We start from the raw sequence: 14,376 nt of genomic DNA on the forward strand, positions 1-14,376 counted from the left end.
GTAATACGTGTCAGAGCAGCGTGCTGCCCTTGCCGGATGGCGGTACGGGCGCAGCAGGCGGCGGGGGCGGCAGCGGCATGTCGCCATCATTGTCTTCGAATGTCTGCACCTTGCCGTCCTGGTCGACGATCATCACGCGCCGACGCTCCACGACGTTGGGTGCCTTGCCCGCGGTCTCGGCCGCACGCGGCTTCACGACCACGCGCGATGTCGCGGGAAAACGGAACGCCGCGGCTTTCGGTACGGTCACGGTGCTGGTCCGGGTTTGGCGGTCCCGCAGGTATTCGACCGCGACCTTGGCGTCTTCCGGCTTGTCGCGGAGCGCCTGCGTGACGTCGCGAGGCGAGGTGACGGTTGCGCCGTCGATCTTGCGGATCACATCGCCCGCCTGCAGGCCCTCGAGTTCCTCGCCGACAGACAGCACGAGCACGCCGGCGTCCGTGCCGAAGTAGCGACCCAACGAAGCATCCACCGTCGCCAGGTTGAGGTTGCTCCAGCGGAAGGCATGGGCGAGTGCGGGCAGCTGGCAGTCCTCGCCCTTGCAGTCGCCCAGTTGCCCGAGCTTGCGGAGCTCGAGCTGGACTTCGGGTGCGATGACGGTGCTGATCTCGCCCATCGGCAGGGGCACGCCTTCGATCCTCGGCATGCCGCCGTCGGCGCTGCTGAAGAAGACGGCGCCCGGACCCTGGCCGGCGAATGCTACGCGCGGCGATACCTGGGTGGGAGTGACGCTCGCTTCGTGTGTTTTGCCGTCGCGCTGATAGGTGACGTGCACGGGGGTATCCGCCTTGAGGTTGGCCAACCGCGCGCGCGCGTCGGCCACGCGGGCGTCGGCGGTGGCGCCACCGATCGTCTCGCCGGCCACGCGCATCAGCCGATCGCCCGCCTTCAGGCCGGCCTTGGCCGCGCCGCTGTCCGGCGTCACGCCCGTGATGCGCACGCCTGCCGCGTCGTCGCCCGAGAGCAGCACGCCGAGGCGCGGCCGACGCACGACGATGTGATCGATGTCGACGGGTGGGCGCATGGCGCCGGCGTCCCGCGAGAGTTCGGCGACGCGTTTCGCGGCGCGCTGCAGGTCCGCGCGGGCGGCGTCCAGTTCCTTCTGTTTCGCCGCATCGCCCGGCTGGGCCAACGCCGGAAGCGATGCGACCAGTGCAAGGGCCAGCAGCGACCGGGATAGGGGGTTGAGCATGGAAGGTCTCCTCGTTGCGTGTTCTGGATCAGTAGATGGCGCTGTCGGCGGCGGTATCGTTCAACGCGACCTGCCAGCGTTGGGTGGCTTCCACGCCGGTGAGCTGGCGCAGCGTGTCGACGCGCTCTTCCCACAGCGCGGTGCGTGTGGCCTCGGACAGGGCGGGTTGCGAGAGGGCCAGGTCGATGTGGCTGACCTGGTCCTGCAGGTCGGCGCTGACGGTGAGGGCCGCCACGTTGCCGGTACTGCTGTCGGGTAGTTGCGCCAGCAAGGCTTCGAGTCGCGCGGATTCGGTGTAGAGCGCATCGAGACGGGCGGGTTCCGTCGGCGCGCGAGGCACAGGGCGTGCGATGACTGGGCGCGCCGACGGCGAGTCAGCGATCCGTTGCGTCGTGGAGGCACCCACGGGTGCGGCGGCGGGTTCGGCATCGGCGGATCGCGCCGGGATGTCCGGAAGCGCCGGTGCCGTGGCCGCGACCGCAGGCGCGCGTTGCGACGGCGGCATCGGGGTCTGTGCATCCCGCCAGTGCATCAACGGGATCACGGCGGCGAAGAAGGCTGTCGCGGCCATCGCGAGGACGGGACGTCGCCAGCGCACCGGACGTGCCGGCACGCGCGCTGGCGGCAGTGCAGCGGCGACGCGCTGCCATGCGCCGTGAGGCGGCGCTTCCAGCGGCAGGGCGCCGAAGGCATCGCCCCAATCGCGCGGCATGGGTTCGCGGGAACGGGAATCAGGCATGGACGGTGTCCTCGATGTTCAACAGCGCCCGCAGCCGGCGCGTGCCGCGGGAGACCTGCGATTTGGAGAAGCTGGGCGTGCGCTGCATGAGCCCGGCGATCTCCTCGTGGGTATAGCCCTCGGCGTGGTAGAGCCACAACACGCTGCGGGTCGCCGCGGGTAGCGCTTCCAGTGCGCGCTGCAGCAGCGCGGCGTCGGCCGCGGCCGCGGGGGGCAGGCCCTGGTCCGGCGGCAGGTCGTCTTCCTCCACCGAAATCTCCGCGACCAGTCGCTTCTGCCGGCGCAGGCGCAGCAGGGCTTCGTTGACCGCGATCTGCCGCAGCCACCCCCAGAAGGGGCAGTCGGCGCGATAGTCCGGCAGGTGGTGGAACAGCTTCAGCATGGTGTCCTGCAGCACGTCGCCGGCCTCCTCGCGGTCGCCGCAGATGCGCAGCGCCAGCGTGAACACCGGCCGCTCGAACCGTCGGTAGATCTGCTCGAACGCCTCCCGGCAACCGGTGCGCGCGCGGGCGACTAGGGCGTCGGGGATATCGATGGCGAACTGCGATCGGCTCAAGCGGGGAAATTCGTCGGGGTTCGGAGGTAGGGATGCGGCGGAAGGCAATACCGTCGCAGGGGCGGTGAAGTTCCCGTCGGCGCCCTCCCTCCGGCGCCTATAATCGAGGCCACATCACGGGAGGGGGCCAGCATGGATTTCGGTATTTCGACACTCGTGGTCGCGGCGGTGGCGCTGTTCATCGTCGTGACCTTCTTCAAGGGCGTCCGCGTCGTCCCCCAGGGGTACGAGTTCACCGTGGAGCACTTCGGCAAGTACACCCACACCATGTCGCCCGGCCTGCACTTCCTCATCCCGTACATGCAGAGCATCGGCCGCAAGGTCAACATGATGGAGCAGGTGTTCGAAGTGCCCTCGCAGGACGTCATCACCAAGGACAACGCGGTGGTGAAGGTGGACGGCGTGGTGTTCTTCCAGGTGCTGGACGCCGCCAAGGCGGCCTATGAAGTGTCCAGCCTGGACCAGGCGATGATCGCCCTCGTGCAGACGAACATCCGCACGGTGATCGGTTCGATGGACCTGGACGAGTCGCTCAGCCAGCGCGAGACGATCAACGCCAAGCTGCTCGGCGTGGTGGACCATGCGACCAGCCCGTGGGGCGTGAAGGTCAACCGCATCGAGATCAAGGACATCCAGCCGCCGCGCGATCTGGTCGACGCGATGGCGCGGCAGATGAAGGCCGAGCGCGACAAGCGCGCCTCGATCCTGGAAGCGGAAGGCGCGCGGCAGTCGGAAATCCTGCGTGCAGAGGGCGACAAGCAGAGCGCGATCCTGGAAGCCGAAGGCAAGCGCGAGGCCGCCTATCGCGAAGCCGAGGCGCGCGAACGCCTGGCGGAAGCCGAGGCCAAGGCCACCGAACTGGTGTCCAACGCCATCGCGCAGGGCGACGTGCAGGCGATCAACTACTTCATCGCGCAGAAATACGTGGAAGCGTTCAAGGAGCTGGCCACCGCGCCGAACCAGAAATTCGTGCTGATGCCGATGGAGGCCAGCGGCATCATCGGATCGATCGGCGGCATCGCCGAACTCGCCAGGGAGGCGCTGGGCAAGCAACAGGTTGCTGCGCCGCCGCGCCCGCCGCGCGTCCCGGGAGGCTGACATGAGCATCAAGTTCGCGTTCTGGGCGATCGCGGCGCTGGTGCTGTTCGCGGCGGAAGCGATGGCGCCGGGCGCCTTCATGCTGTGGTTCGGATTCGCGGCGGTGGCGATGGCGATCGTGGTGCTGGCCGCCCCGGGCGTGGGCTGGCTGGCGCAGGTGGTGCTGTTTTCCGTGCTCGCCGTGATCTCCGTGGCGGTCTACCGCAAGTGGTTCCGCGGCAAGGGGCGGCAGAGCGACAAGCCGCTGCTCAACCGCCGCGCCGAGCAGCTGGTGGGAACCGTCGCCACGCTCGACCAGCCCATCGAAGGCGGCCGCGGCCGGGTCAAGATCGACGATGCGTTCTGGACGGTGGAAGGTGCCGACCTGCCCCTCGGCACGCGGGTGCGGGTGATCGCAGTGAATGGCATGACCCTGAAGGTGCAGGAGGCGTAAGTGGGCGTTCCGCGGCTGGCGTGGTCGATGTCGGTGCTGGCGCCGTTGGCGGTGGCGGCGACGGATCTCGTCGGCAAGGTCATGCCGCCTTACCCGGACGGGCTCGACGAGTTGGGGGGGAGTTGCGTCTCGGAGTCCGCGGATCCGGCCCGCGTCTGCGATTACTCCGTCGGCGTGCTGGCCGCACCCGCAGCCACAATCGATGGCGACCCCGTGCCGCGCTTCGTGGTGGCAGGCCAGTTCGCCGGCCGCGACGGCGCCCGTGCGCAGTGGCGCATCACCGATGCGCTGCCGTATCCCACCGGACGGACCGGCTACTACCTTCAGTTCGGCACCTGCCGCGTGAACGGGCGCGACGACGCGCGCGTGGCGGCGATCGTTCGGCAGCACGACACCGCGACGGAATGGCTGAAGGATGTCGCGTGGGCGGGCCGGCTGCGGTTGCCCGATGGCCGATTCGAGGTGCTGGAGGCGCGTTCCGTGGACTGCATCAACGAGGCCTACTACGGCCTTTAGCACGCGGCGTACGACGGCGCTCCGTCGTGCCGCACCGTGCTGGTGCGTTCTGGGATAATGGCCCTCTTTGTCCGTCCCGGAATCCGTCATGACCCAGAAGACCATCCTCAACGACACCCATCGCGCGCTCGGCGCCAAGATGGTCGACTTCGGCGGCTGGGACATGCCGATCCACTACGGCTCGCAGATCGAGGAGCATCACCAGGTGCGCCGCGACGCCGGCATGTTCGACGTCAGCCACATGACCGTGGTCGACCTGCGCGGGCCGCGTACGAGGGAATTCCTGCGCCAACTGGTCGCCAACTCGGTCGACAAGCTGCAGAAGCCAGGCAAGGCACTGTACACGGCGATGCTCAATGCGCAGGGTGGCGTCATCGACGACCTCATCATCTACTTCCTGGCGGAGGACTTCTTCCGCCTGGTGGTCAATGCGGCCACCCGCGAGAAGGACCTGGCGTGGATCACCGCGCAGGCGGCGCCCTTCGACGTCCAAGTCGCCGAGCGCCCGGACTTCGCCATGGTGGCCGTCCAGGGTCCGACCGCCCGCGAGCGCGTGCACGGGCTGTTGCGGGAAGAAGACCGCGCGAAGGTCGGCAAGCTGACCCGCTTCGCCGCCGCCGACGCCACCAGTACCCAGGGCGTGCCGCTGTTCGTCGCGCGCACCGGTTACACGGGCGAGGACGGTTACGAGATCGTGCTGCCGCAGGCGCAGGCGGTGGCGTTCTGGAACGCGCTGCTCGATGCCGGCGTCAAGCCGGCGGGCCTGGGCGCGCGCGATACGTTGCGCCTGGAGGCCGGCATGAACCTATACGGCCAGGACATGGACGACACCGTTTCGCCCTACGAAGCGGCGCTCGCCTGGACGGTCGCACTGGACGAAGGCCGTCCGTTCACCGGCCGCGCCACGCTGGAGGCGCAGAAGGCGACCGGCGCGGCGCGCCAGATGATCGGCCTGGTCATGGACGAGAAGGGTGTGCTGCGCCACGGGCAGAAAGTGCTCACCGCCCATGGCGAAGGCGAGATCCTGTCGGGCACCTTCTCGCCGACGCTCGGCAAGGCGATCGCGTTCGCGCGCGTGCCGGCCGGCGACATTCCGCTGGGCGCCGCGGGCGGCGTACGCGTGGACATCCGTGGCAGGGACGTGCCGGTGCGCGTCGTGAAGTTCCCGTTCGTGCGCGACGGACAGCCGCAGCCGGGCGTCCTGGAGTGAGCCGCGACTGGCAGCCTTCACTTCCGCATTCCTCCGCTAAACTATCGTTCCCTTCCCGACCCACGCAGCGATCCGGAGCACCCCATGAGTGAGATTCCTGGCGATCTGAAGTTCCTGAAGTCCCACGAGTGGGCCCGCGTCGAAGCCGGCGGTCGCGTCACCGTCGGCATTTCCGATCACGCGCAGGGCCTGCTGGGCGACCTGGTCTACGTCGAGCTGCCCAACGTGGGCGACCGCATCGAAGCCGGCAACGCGAGCGCGGTGGTCGAGTCGGTCAAGGCGGCCTCCGACGTCTACAGCCCGATCACCGGCAAGGTCGTCGAGGTCAACGCCGCGCTGGCCGACAAGCCCGAAACCATCAACGAAGACGCCTACGGCGAAGGCTGGATCTTCGTCCTCGAAGCCGAGGAGCCGGAGCAGCTCAACGACCTGCTCTCGCCCGACGACTACGCCGAGCTGATCGAAGACGAAGACCACTGAGGCAATCCTGCAGGCGGTCCCCGACGGGGAGCCGGCGATGGCGGACGATGATCCGCCACTGCCGGCTCCCCGTTTCGTTTCCGACGCGGCGCAGCGCGCGGGACAGACGGCGGGGTGCGTCGTCGCCGTCGCGCGCCACCTTCCGCGGCGGGAAAAGTGGAATGGCGGGTACGCGCCGGACGTCACGCGTTCGTGCGGCGGAGTGGCATGCGCGGCAGGCGATCGCGAGCGTTCTCCCATCGACGGCATGGTTTCGAACGTCGCGATGCGTCGCCTGGCGAAGAAAAAAGTTTGCGCAATTTGGCGCAATCGGGCTTGTGCGACGCGAAATCCGACACCCCAGACGAAAGTTTTTTTTAGCCGCCGTTCAAGCCATAGGCGTGCACGTCGGTGCGACCGCGCGGCATGCCGCGCCGCGTGGCCGACGCGTGGTGCGCGCATGCGCCATGAAAAAAATGCGCGTTTTACCGATGTTTTTTTTCACGCGCATGTCAGTGGGTCGCGTCGAGGGTATCCGCCATCGCCACGGGACGGTGGTTCCGCGCGCTCGCTGCCGCCGTGCCGCCGGGAGGGGCGTTGGAAAAAAGTTGCGCGAAGGTGTTGACACCTTGAAAAACCGTGATTAGGTTTCGCCCCAAGCAGCACCGGCTGCGGAAGCGAGTGAGTCGAATCAACACGACAGCGCGAGAGACAACACAGCCCATCGTCCGCACCCAGATCGCGGTGGACGCAGGCCTCGCTTCCCCCGGAAAAACGCAACGCACCCTTTCCACCGCACCCGTGTCGCCTGGCGACGCGGGTGTTTTCGTATTTGTAGGGAGCCGGGTTTCGCACGCCGGGCGCCCTGGGGAATCCGTATCGCCGCGCGTGTCGCGACGACGGCTGCCGGCGGGTCCGACTCCCGCGGCGTTTCTTGCAGCTGGGCCTGCCTCCGGGCAGATGTGCTGTAACCAGACGTAAAAATCCATAGTTCACTGACGAGGAGCCATCACATGGCAATGAAGAAAGCTGCGAAGAAGAAACCGGCCGCCAAGAAGGCTGCCAAGAAGGCCACCAAGAAGTCTGCTGCCAAGAAGACCGTGAAGAAGGCAGTGAAGAAGGCTGCCAAGAAGGTCGCCAAGAAGGTCGCCAAGGCCAAGAAGGCAGTGAAGAAGGTCGCCAAGAAGGCTGCGAAGAAGGTAGCCAAGAAGCCGGCGAAGAAGGCCGCCAAGAAGACCGCGAAGAAGGCCACCAAGAAGGTAGCCAAGAAGCCGGCCAAGAAGGTTGCCAAGAAGGCCGCCAAGAAGACCGCGAAGAAGGCTGCCAAGAAAGTAGCCAAGAAAGTAGCCAAGAAGCCGGCCAAGAAGGCCGCGAAGAAGGCCGCCAAGAAGCCTGCCAAGAAGTCCAAGAAGAAAGCGGCCCCGGTCGCGCTGCCGGCCACCCCGGCTCCGCTGATCTAAGCCCACCCCGGTTATCCGTAACACCATGGACTCTCTCCCTGTGCCCAGCGGGGGGAGAGTTTTTTTATGCGCGAACCGCTAGGCTTCCGCTTTCCGGATGCCGACAGGGTGGCGCGTGAAGTTCATCAAATGGGTGCTCGCGGCCATCGCCGCGTTGGGGTTGCTGTTCGTGGTGGTGGGGTTGTTCCTGCCGTCGACCACGCATGTCGAGCGCACCGTCGTCATCAAGCGCAGCCCCGGACCCGTCTTCGACACGCTCGACTCGTTCCGGCGCTTCAACGACTGGTCGCCGTGGGCGGAGTATGACCCGCAGGCCAGGTACACCTTCGAAGGTCCGGACCGTGGCGCGGGCGCGCGCATGCGTTGGGTGGGCAACCGGGCAGTGGGCAGCGGCAGCCAGGAGATCATCGCCAGCGAGCCCCAGCGTCGCATCGTGGTGGCGCTGGATTTCGATGGCAGCCAGGCGCAGGCGACCTATCTGATCGCGCCGGAAGGCGACGGAACGCGCGTGACCTGGGCGTTCGACAGCGCGCACGGGTTCAACCCGCTCAAGCGTTGGCTGGGCCTGCTGTTCGACCGGATGATCGGTGCGGACTACGAGAAAGGGCTGTCCAGGCTCAAGGCGATGCTCGAACAGGACGCGCAACGCTGACGACGACGGCTAACCGGTCGATGGTTCCCCATCGCACCGGCAGCGTCCGATGAGTGCTCAGCGCGGCGATGCGGTCGCGCGCTGCGAAGAGGTCCCGCTGTCCTTCCGGTTGTCGACCGGCGTTCCGTCGGGCGACTCGGCGAGCAGCAGATCGTAGTCGGCTGGCGTTTCGACCCACGGCTGGCCCGGCAGGCCCATCGCACGATCGAGGATGGTCGGCAGCAGGCCGGACGGCAGCGAGCTGTCGCTGTTCCACACCAGGGCCACGCCGAGATCCTGACCCGGCACGAGGGCGACCAGCCCCCGGTACCCCTGCACGGCACCGGCATGGAAAACCACCTGCTGGCCCGCGTAATCGAACACGCGCCATCCCAGCGCATAACTGGCGGAGTTGACGCGCTCCCGGCGCCAGCCGCCGCGCATTTCACCAGGCGTCGTCACCACCGGTGCATGCAGCGTCGCCAGCAGGGGCGCGGGCAGCACGTCGGGACGATGACCTGTCTGGGCGATCAGCCACTGCGCAAGATCGCTGGCGCTGGCGTTGACCCCCGCCGCCGGCGGCAGGCGGTAGTAGGTGGGCTTCGGCGTGAGCGACACCCAGCCATTGCGGCTGCGCACGTGCGGACGCGCCCAGCGCGTGCTGCCTTCGATGCCGGCCAGGCCCATGCTCGCATCGTTCATGCCCAGCGGCTTGAAGATGCGGCGGTCCACCGCCTGGTCGTAGAACGTCCCGGACGCAGCGAACACCACGTCGCCGATCAGGCTGAAGGCGACGTTCTGGTAGGCGTAGCACTCGCCGGGCGCGCACTTCAGCGGTGCGTAGGCCAGCTTGCGGGCCACGTCGTAGTACTCGGCATTGGCCTCGATGTCGCGATCGAACGCGTTGTGCGCCTGCAGGCCGACGCTGTGGCTGAGGACATCCGCGACGGTCACGTGCGCCGTCGCATTGGCATCGCTCAGCTGGAACCCCGGCACGAACTGGTTGACCTTGCTGTCCCAGCGCAACGACCCGTCCTGCACCATCAGGCCCGTCAGCGTGCTCGCGAAGGCCTTCGACAGCGACGCCAGCCGGAACACGGTGTGCGAGTCGACCTGTTGCGGGTTCACCACGTCGGTGACGCCATAGCCGCGCGCGCTGAGCACGCGGCCGTTGTGCACGATGGCCATCGCCAGGCCAGGCACGCGCTGGCCGACCGTGAGGTGCTCGGCCATGGTTTCGAACGCACGCACGTCGAAGCCCGCCGCGAGCGGCTGGACGTTCTGCTCCGCCAGCGAGGTGCGGTAGGGACGCGGCTGCGTGGGCGACATGTAGGGCGCCGTGCTGGCCGCCGCATTGCCCGTCGCCGCGGCGACCTGCGGGCCTTGGCCGGCGGCCTTCCAGCTCGACGGTGTCTGCGCCGTGGACGAAAGCGTCAGCGGCAGCAGCAAGCCGATCATGCCGACACGGAAGACATGGCGCGATCGCCGGCTTTTCTTGGGGTTCATCGTGCGTGGCGCCTGCGTGAGCGGATGCTGTCTGGGATCATAACGCCGCTTTTTTCGGTTGCACAAACAAGGAGAGGTTCCGTGTGCATGTTGTTCATCCTGTTGCGGATTGCGGATGTGCGGAACGTCCCAATTCAGCAAGGTGGACTGCCCGCGATGCGAGGGCTTGCATCGCGTTCAGGAAGATCCACTAGACCACATGCAAGTGCCGCGCCAACAAGGCGCACGCCAGCGCGACGCGCGGGCATCCGCTGAACAGATGCACGGCTCGATCGCCGCGTGGGGGTGTGCGGCGGGTGCGAACTCAGGCGACGGTGGCCAGTGCGCTCGGTGCCGTGTGTGCCGACAGGTCGTCGCCACACAAGGTGGGACGGCAGCGGATCAGATCCGACGCACGCTCGGCGATCATGATGGTGGGTGCGTTGGTGTTGCCGCCGATCAGCGACGGCATCACCGAGGCGTCGATCACCCGAAGCCCCTCGATGCCGCGCACGCGCAACTGCGGGTCGACGACGGCGTCCTCATCCTCGCCCATGCGGCAGGTGCCGACCGGGTGGTAGACGGTCTCCGCCTTGGCGCGGATGAAGTCGACCAGCTCCGCATCGGACAGGTCGGTGCGGCGGGGATGGATCGGTGCTCCGCGGTAGGCGTCGAACGCGGGCTGGGCGAACAGCTCGCGCGACAGCTTGGCGCACTCGACCATCATCTTCAGGTCGAAGCCTTCCGGGTCGCTCAGGTAGTGGGCTTCGATGCGCGCGTCGGCACGCGGATCCGCGCTCGCCAGCGCGATGCGGCCCCGGCTTCGCGGGCGCAGGAAGCAGGCATGCAACGTATAGCCGTCGCCGGGCAGCCGGTGACGACCGTGGTCGTCCAGCATGGCCGGCACGAAATGCATCTGGATGTCGGGGCGGTCGTCCGGAGCCAGCGGCGAGCGCACGAACGCGCCGGCCTCCGCGATGTTGCTGCTGCCCGGGCCGCGATGCCCGCGCAGGAAATAGTCGAAGGCCGTCTTCAGCTCGCTGGTACGGTCGTAGGTGATGCGTTGGGTGCTGTGCTGCAGGGTGCAGATGTCGAGGTGGTCCTGCAGGTTGCGGCCGACGCCGGGCAGCGCGTGCCGCACGCTGATGCCCGTCTGCTGCAGGTGATCCGCAGGGCCGATGCCGGACAGCATCAGCAGCTGCGGCGAGTTGATCGCGCCGCCGCTCAACAGCACCTCGCGTCCGCACCGCACGACGATCTCATGGCCGCCGCGGGCGTAGGCGACGCCGACGGCGCGTCCCTTCTCCAGCAGGATGCGCCGCACCAGTGCGCCAGTGACGATGTCGAGGTTCTGGCGGTCGCGCGCCGGGTCCAGGTAGGCCACCGCCGCCGAACAGCGTGCACCGTCCTTTTGCGTCACCTGGTAGAGCCCGAAGCCCGCCTGCGTCGGACCATTGAAGTCATCGTTGCGCGCGAAGCCGGCCTGCACCCCCGCCTCGACGAAGGCTGCGGACAGTGGATTGGTGTAGCGCAGATCGGACACGTGCAGCGGGCCGTCGCCGCCATGCAGCGTGTCCGCACCGCGGGTGTTGTGTTCCGAGCGGCGGAAGTAGGGCAATGCGCCGGCCCAGCCCCAGCCGGCGGCACCCGCAGCCGCCCAGTCGTCGTAGTCCTGCGGCACGCCGCGGATGTAGCACATCGCATTGATCGAACTGGACCCGCCCAGCACCTTGCCGCGGGGCCACCACAGGCGACGGTTGTCCAGGTGCGGCTCGGGCGCGGTGTCGTAGTTCCAGTTGACACCCTTCTGGCCGACCAGCTTGGCCAGGCCGGCAGGCATGTGGATGAAGGGATGCCAGTCGCGCGGCCCGGCTTCGAGCAGCAGCACGCGGCATGCCGGGTCTTCGCTCAGGCGGTGGGCAAGGACGCAACCGGCCGATCCGGCGCCCACGATGATGTAGTCGTACACATGCTGCCCTGTTGCGAAGTCCGGCCGAACCTAGCGGCGGGGGATAGAGCAAATGCTCGGGCATTCGACGCGTCCGGCGCCGGGGACGCGCACGGCGGGATTCCGGCGGAGCGCGTACCCGGAAAGGCTGGCGATGTTGCAGTGCATCGGATACCGTGCGCGCCACAGGCGGGCGGTGCCCGCGTCCCGATGAGACGATCGCAGGCCGCGCCCATGGACCCGTCTTCACCCGCGACCACCCGGTTCGGCCGATTCCGCACGGCGCTGTCGGAGTCGCCGCCGCTGCTGTGGGCGTTCGTGTATTTCTTCTGCCTTCTCAGCGGTTACTACGTGCTGCGGCCGGTGCGGGAAGCGATGGCGGCCTCCAGCGACATCGAAGCGGTGTTTCCGCCGTCACTGATCGCCTTCTTCGCCAGCCGTGGCATCGCGCTCAGCGAATTCACGCTGCAGTTCATCTTCAGCGCCGTGTTCGTCATCATGCTGGTGCTGCAGCCGGTCTATGGCTGGCTGGTCAGCCGCTTTCCGCGCCGGGTGTTCCTGCCGGTGATCTACGGCTTCTTCATCGCCACGCTGCTCGTGTTCTACGCCATGTTCGACAGTGGCATCGCGGGGCGCGGACTGGCCTTCATCCTGTGGATCACGGTATTCAACCTGTTCGCGGTCGCCGTGTTCTGGAGCTTCATGGCGGACGTGTTCACCAATGCCGAGGCGCGCAAGTTCTACGGGTATATCGGCGCAGCCGGCACGATGGGGGCATTCCTGGGGCCCGTGCTGACCAAGACGCTGGTGGTGCGGGTCGGCATTCCCAACATGATGCTGGTGTCGGCCTTCCTGTTCTCGGTCTGCGTGCTCTGCATCTTCAAGCTGCGGACGTGGGCGGTCGCCCGCGAGGCGCTGCGCGAGCAGGTCAGCGGGGAGATCCCCATGGGCGGCGACGTGCTGGCGGGGTTGAAGCTCATCGCGCGCGAGCCGCTGCTGCGCTGGCTGGCCGCGATGGTGGTCATGGGCGTCGGCGTGGGCACGCTGCTCTACAACGAGCAGAATGCCATCGCCCGCACGATGTTCAGTTCGGCCGAGCAGCGCGCCGACTACTTCGCCACGCTCGATCTCGCGGTGAATTCACTGACCCTCGTGGTGCAGCTGCTGGTGACGCGCTTCCTGCTGTCGCGCTTCGGCATCGCGCCGGCGCTGCTGATCCCCGGCTGCGCGATCATCATCGGGTTCTCGATCTTGGCGGCATCGCCGCTGCCCATGATGATCGCCATCGTGCAGGTGGTCACCCGCGCCAGCGAGTTCTCGCTGGCCAAGCCGGCGCGCGAGACCATCTACACGCGGGTCGGCCGCGAGTGGCGCTACAAGGCGGGGGCGGCGATCGACACGGTCATCTATCGCGGCGGCGACCTCAGCTTCGTCTGGCTGCACAAGCTCCTGTCCGCGTTCGGGTCGAACGTCGTGTTCGGTGCCGGCCTGCTGGTCGCCAGCGCCCTGACCTTCAGCGCGTGGCGCCTGCTGCGCGAAGAGTCGAAGCTGCCGTCCGAACGGGCGGCGAGCGACCCGTCGATGGCCACGAGGACCTCCTGACGTCCTTGCACGATGCCGCTATGCTGCCCGGCACATGACGGGAGGCCTGGATGGACGTGATCGCTTCGGTGTTGGTGGTGCTGGTGGCGGTGCTACACGCCTGGTTCCTGGTGCTGGAAATGTTCCTGTGGACCAAGCCGGCCGGCCTGAAGACCTTCCGCAACACGCCTGAGAAGGCCGAGACCACCCGCGTACTGGCGGCCAACCAGGGGCTCTACAACGGCTTCCTCGCCGCTGGCCTGCTGTGGGGCCTGGTGACCGCGCAATGGAACGTGGTCGTGTTCTTCCTGCTGTGCGTGGTCGTTGCGGCGCTGTACGGCGCGTGGAGCGTCAGTCGGCGGATCTTCTACGTGCAGGGCGTGCCGGCGATCGCGGCGTTGGCCGCTATCTGGCTTCTCTGATCCGGCATTTAAACCGATGTGGGAGCGATGTGAGTCGCGACCGCTCCCTCCGGCAGGTCATCTTCGCGGACGGATGTTATGCGTCGCGACTTACGTCGCTCCCACGACGGCTACGCATCAGTCGGTGCGCGGTGGCTTCGGCGACACCCACATGGAGATGCGCGCGCGGAACACCGGCTCGTCCTGCGGATTGCTGACCACCACGTCCATCGGCAGCTCATAGCCATCGACGGATTCGCGGGGCTCGAAGGCCGGGGTCGCGACCGCGGTCATCGTCCCGACGGCCTTCTTCAGGTATTCGACGGTCATGCCCTTGGGAATCCAGCGCATCGAGCGCGGGATGCTGACGTCGGTGGTGAGGCCGCCGACGAATTCAGCCAGGTTGCACAGCGCGATCGCGTGCACGGTGCCGAGGTGGTTGGTGACCGAACGGCGATGGCGGATGGTCGCTTCGCCGCGGCCGGGTTCCAGCCGCACCATGCGCGGGCCGATGCTGCCGAAGTAGGGCGCCTTGAAGCAGATCAGGCGCGAGAACAGCCAGTGGCCTAGCGGCTTGCGGCTCAGGCTGCGGTAGATCTTCAGGACGTCGGCGCTCATCGTGGGCTCCTGTCGCGACGACGGCGGGACATGCCCGCCGTCGTCGTGT

General features: G+C 67.6%; 15 protein-coding genes. 9 read left to right on the forward strand and 6 right to left on the reverse strand.

Going from position 1 to position 14,376, the window contains the following annotated elements:
- Positions 1–10: 10 nt before the first annotated feature.
- From CYU89_RS07015 to CYU89_RS07025, 3 genes are read right to left on the reverse strand one after another with little or no spacing between them, the layout of a single operon-like run.
- Complete coding sequence (locus CYU89_RS07015) at positions 11–1,192, reverse strand: PDZ domain-containing protein (RefSeq protein WP_296279693.1); 1,182 nt, start codon at positions 1,190–1,192, stop codon at positions 11–13.
- A gap of 28 nt (positions 1,193–1,220) precedes the next feature.
- Positions 1,221–1,931, reverse strand: a complete 711-nt coding sequence (locus CYU89_RS07020) for a hypothetical protein (protein ID WP_296279694.1) — start codon at positions 1,929–1,931, stop codon at positions 1,221–1,223.
- On the reverse strand, positions 1,924–2,487 hold the full coding sequence (locus tag CYU89_RS07025; protein WP_296279696.1) for a sigma-70 family RNA polymerase sigma factor: 564 nt from the start codon (positions 2,485–2,487) through the stop codon (positions 1,924–1,926). Before CYU89_RS07025 ends, CYU89_RS07020 begins: the two co-directional genes overlap by 8 nt.
- Before the next feature lie 132 nt (positions 2,488–2,619).
- On the opposite strand from CYU89_RS07025, the gene CYU89_RS07030 reads away from it, so the two are divergent.
- The 7 genes from CYU89_RS07030 to CYU89_RS07060 all read left to right on the forward strand — a co-directional run bounded on the left by CYU89_RS07030 (position 2,620) and on the right by CYU89_RS07060 (position 8,315).
- On the forward strand, positions 2,620–3,585 hold the full coding sequence (locus CYU89_RS07030) for an SPFH domain-containing protein (RefSeq protein ID WP_296279698.1): 966 nt from the start codon (positions 2,620–2,622) through the stop codon (positions 3,583–3,585).
- Between the two features lies 1 nt (position 3,586).
- On the forward strand, positions 3,587–4,018 hold the full coding sequence (locus CYU89_RS07035; RefSeq protein ID WP_296279699.1) for an NfeD family protein: 432 nt from the start codon (positions 3,587–3,589) through the stop codon (positions 4,016–4,018).
- Entirely contained in the window at positions 4,019–4,534 is a 516-nt protein-coding gene (locus CYU89_RS07040; protein WP_296279702.1) for a hypothetical protein, read from the forward strand. It abuts the gene before it with no gap.
- An 88-nt stretch (positions 4,535–4,622) separates the two neighbouring features.
- Positions 4,623–5,744 (forward strand): glycine cleavage system aminomethyltransferase GcvT, encoded by a 1,122-nt coding sequence (gene gcvT, locus CYU89_RS07045; RefSeq protein WP_296279704.1) that lies wholly within the window; start codon positions 4,623–4,625, stop codon positions 5,742–5,744.
- Positions 5,745–5,828: 84 nt separating this feature from the next.
- Positions 5,829–6,224: a glycine cleavage system protein GcvH gene (gene gcvH, locus CYU89_RS07050; protein ID WP_296279706.1), complete on the forward strand. Its 396-nt coding sequence runs from the start codon at positions 5,829–5,831 to the stop codon at positions 6,222–6,224.
- Between the two features lie 992 nt (positions 6,225–7,216).
- The gene (locus CYU89_RS07055; RefSeq protein WP_296279708.1) at positions 7,217–7,663 is read left to right on the forward strand and encodes a hypothetical protein; all 447 of its coding nucleotides are present in this window, start codon (positions 7,217–7,219) and stop codon (positions 7,661–7,663) included.
- Between the two features lie 115 nt (positions 7,664–7,778).
- On the forward strand, positions 7,779–8,315 hold the full coding sequence (locus CYU89_RS07060; RefSeq protein ID WP_296279710.1) for an SRPBCC family protein: 537 nt from the start codon (positions 7,779–7,781) through the stop codon (positions 8,313–8,315).
- Between the two features lie 57 nt (positions 8,316–8,372).
- On the opposite strand, the gene CYU89_RS07065 is transcribed toward CYU89_RS07060, so the two are convergent.
- Positions 8,373–9,800, reverse strand: a complete 1,428-nt coding sequence (locus CYU89_RS07065; protein ID WP_296279712.1) for a serine hydrolase domain-containing protein — start codon at positions 9,798–9,800, stop codon at positions 8,373–8,375.
- A gap of 304 nt (positions 9,801–10,104) precedes the next feature.
- Positions 10,105–11,748 carry a choline dehydrogenase gene (locus CYU89_RS07070; protein WP_296279714.1) on the reverse strand — a complete coding sequence of 548 codons (1,644 nt, stop codon included), beginning with the start codon at positions 11,746–11,748 and terminating at the stop codon, positions 10,105–10,107.
- Between the two features lie 213 nt (positions 11,749–11,961).
- Between CYU89_RS07070 and CYU89_RS07075 the strand changes: the two genes are divergently transcribed.
- On the forward strand, positions 11,962–13,329 hold the full coding sequence (locus CYU89_RS07075; protein ID WP_296279716.1) for an MFS transporter: 1,368 nt from the start codon (positions 11,962–11,964) through the stop codon (positions 13,327–13,329).
- Between the two features lie 50 nt (positions 13,330–13,379).
- Positions 13,380–13,730, forward strand: a complete 351-nt coding sequence (locus CYU89_RS07080; protein ID WP_296279718.1) for a DUF1304 domain-containing protein — start codon at positions 13,380–13,382, stop codon at positions 13,728–13,730.
- A gap of 117 nt (positions 13,731–13,847) precedes the next feature.
- On the opposite strand, the gene CYU89_RS07085 is transcribed toward CYU89_RS07080, so the two are convergent.
- On the reverse strand, positions 13,848–14,327 hold the full coding sequence (locus CYU89_RS07085) for a hotdog fold domain-containing protein (RefSeq protein ID WP_296279720.1): 480 nt from the start codon (positions 14,325–14,327) through the stop codon (positions 13,848–13,850).
- Between the last annotated feature and the right edge of the window lie 49 nt (positions 14,328–14,376).

This window comes from Pseudoxanthomonas sp. (assembly GCF_002863005.1).
GTDB lineage: Bacteria > Pseudomonadota > Gammaproteobacteria > Xanthomonadales > Xanthomonadaceae > Pseudoxanthomonas_A.

Coding starts and splice junctions, on each gene's coding strand:
- CYU89_RS07080 (WP_296279718.1), top strand. CDS start 13,380: ATGGACGTGATCGCTTCGGTGTTGGTGGTGCTGGTGGCGGTGCTACAC.
- CYU89_RS07035 (WP_296279699.1), top strand. CDS start 3,587: ATGAGCATCAAGTTCGCGTTCTGGGCGATCGCGGCGCTGGTGCTGTTC.
- CYU89_RS07065 (WP_296279712.1), bottom strand. CDS start 9,800: ATGAACCCCAAGAAAAGCCGGCGATCGCGCCATGTCTTCCGTGTCGGC.
- CYU89_RS07085 (WP_296279720.1), bottom strand. CDS start 14,327: ATGAGCGCCGACGTCCTGAAGATCTACCGCAGCCTGAGCCGCAAGCCG.
- gcvH (WP_296279706.1), top strand. CDS start 5,829: ATGAGTGAGATTCCTGGCGATCTGAAGTTCCTGAAGTCCCACGAGTGG.
- CYU89_RS07075 (WP_296279716.1), top strand. CDS start 11,962: ATGGACCCGTCTTCACCCGCGACCACCCGGTTCGGCCGATTCCGCACG.
- CYU89_RS07030 (WP_296279698.1), top strand. CDS start 2,620: ATGGATTTCGGTATTTCGACACTCGTGGTCGCGGCGGTGGCGCTGTTC.
- gcvT (WP_296279704.1), top strand. CDS start 4,623: ATGACCCAGAAGACCATCCTCAACGACACCCATCGCGCGCTCGGCGCC.
- CYU89_RS07055 (WP_296279708.1), top strand. CDS start 7,217: ATGGCAATGAAGAAAGCTGCGAAGAAGAAACCGGCCGCCAAGAAGGCT.
- CYU89_RS07020 (WP_296279694.1), bottom strand. CDS start 1,931: ATGCCTGATTCCCGTTCCCGCGAACCCATGCCGCGCGATTGGGGCGAT.
- CYU89_RS07015 (WP_296279693.1), bottom strand. CDS start 1,192: ATGCTCAACCCCCTATCCCGGTCGCTGCTGGCCCTTGCACTGGTCGCA.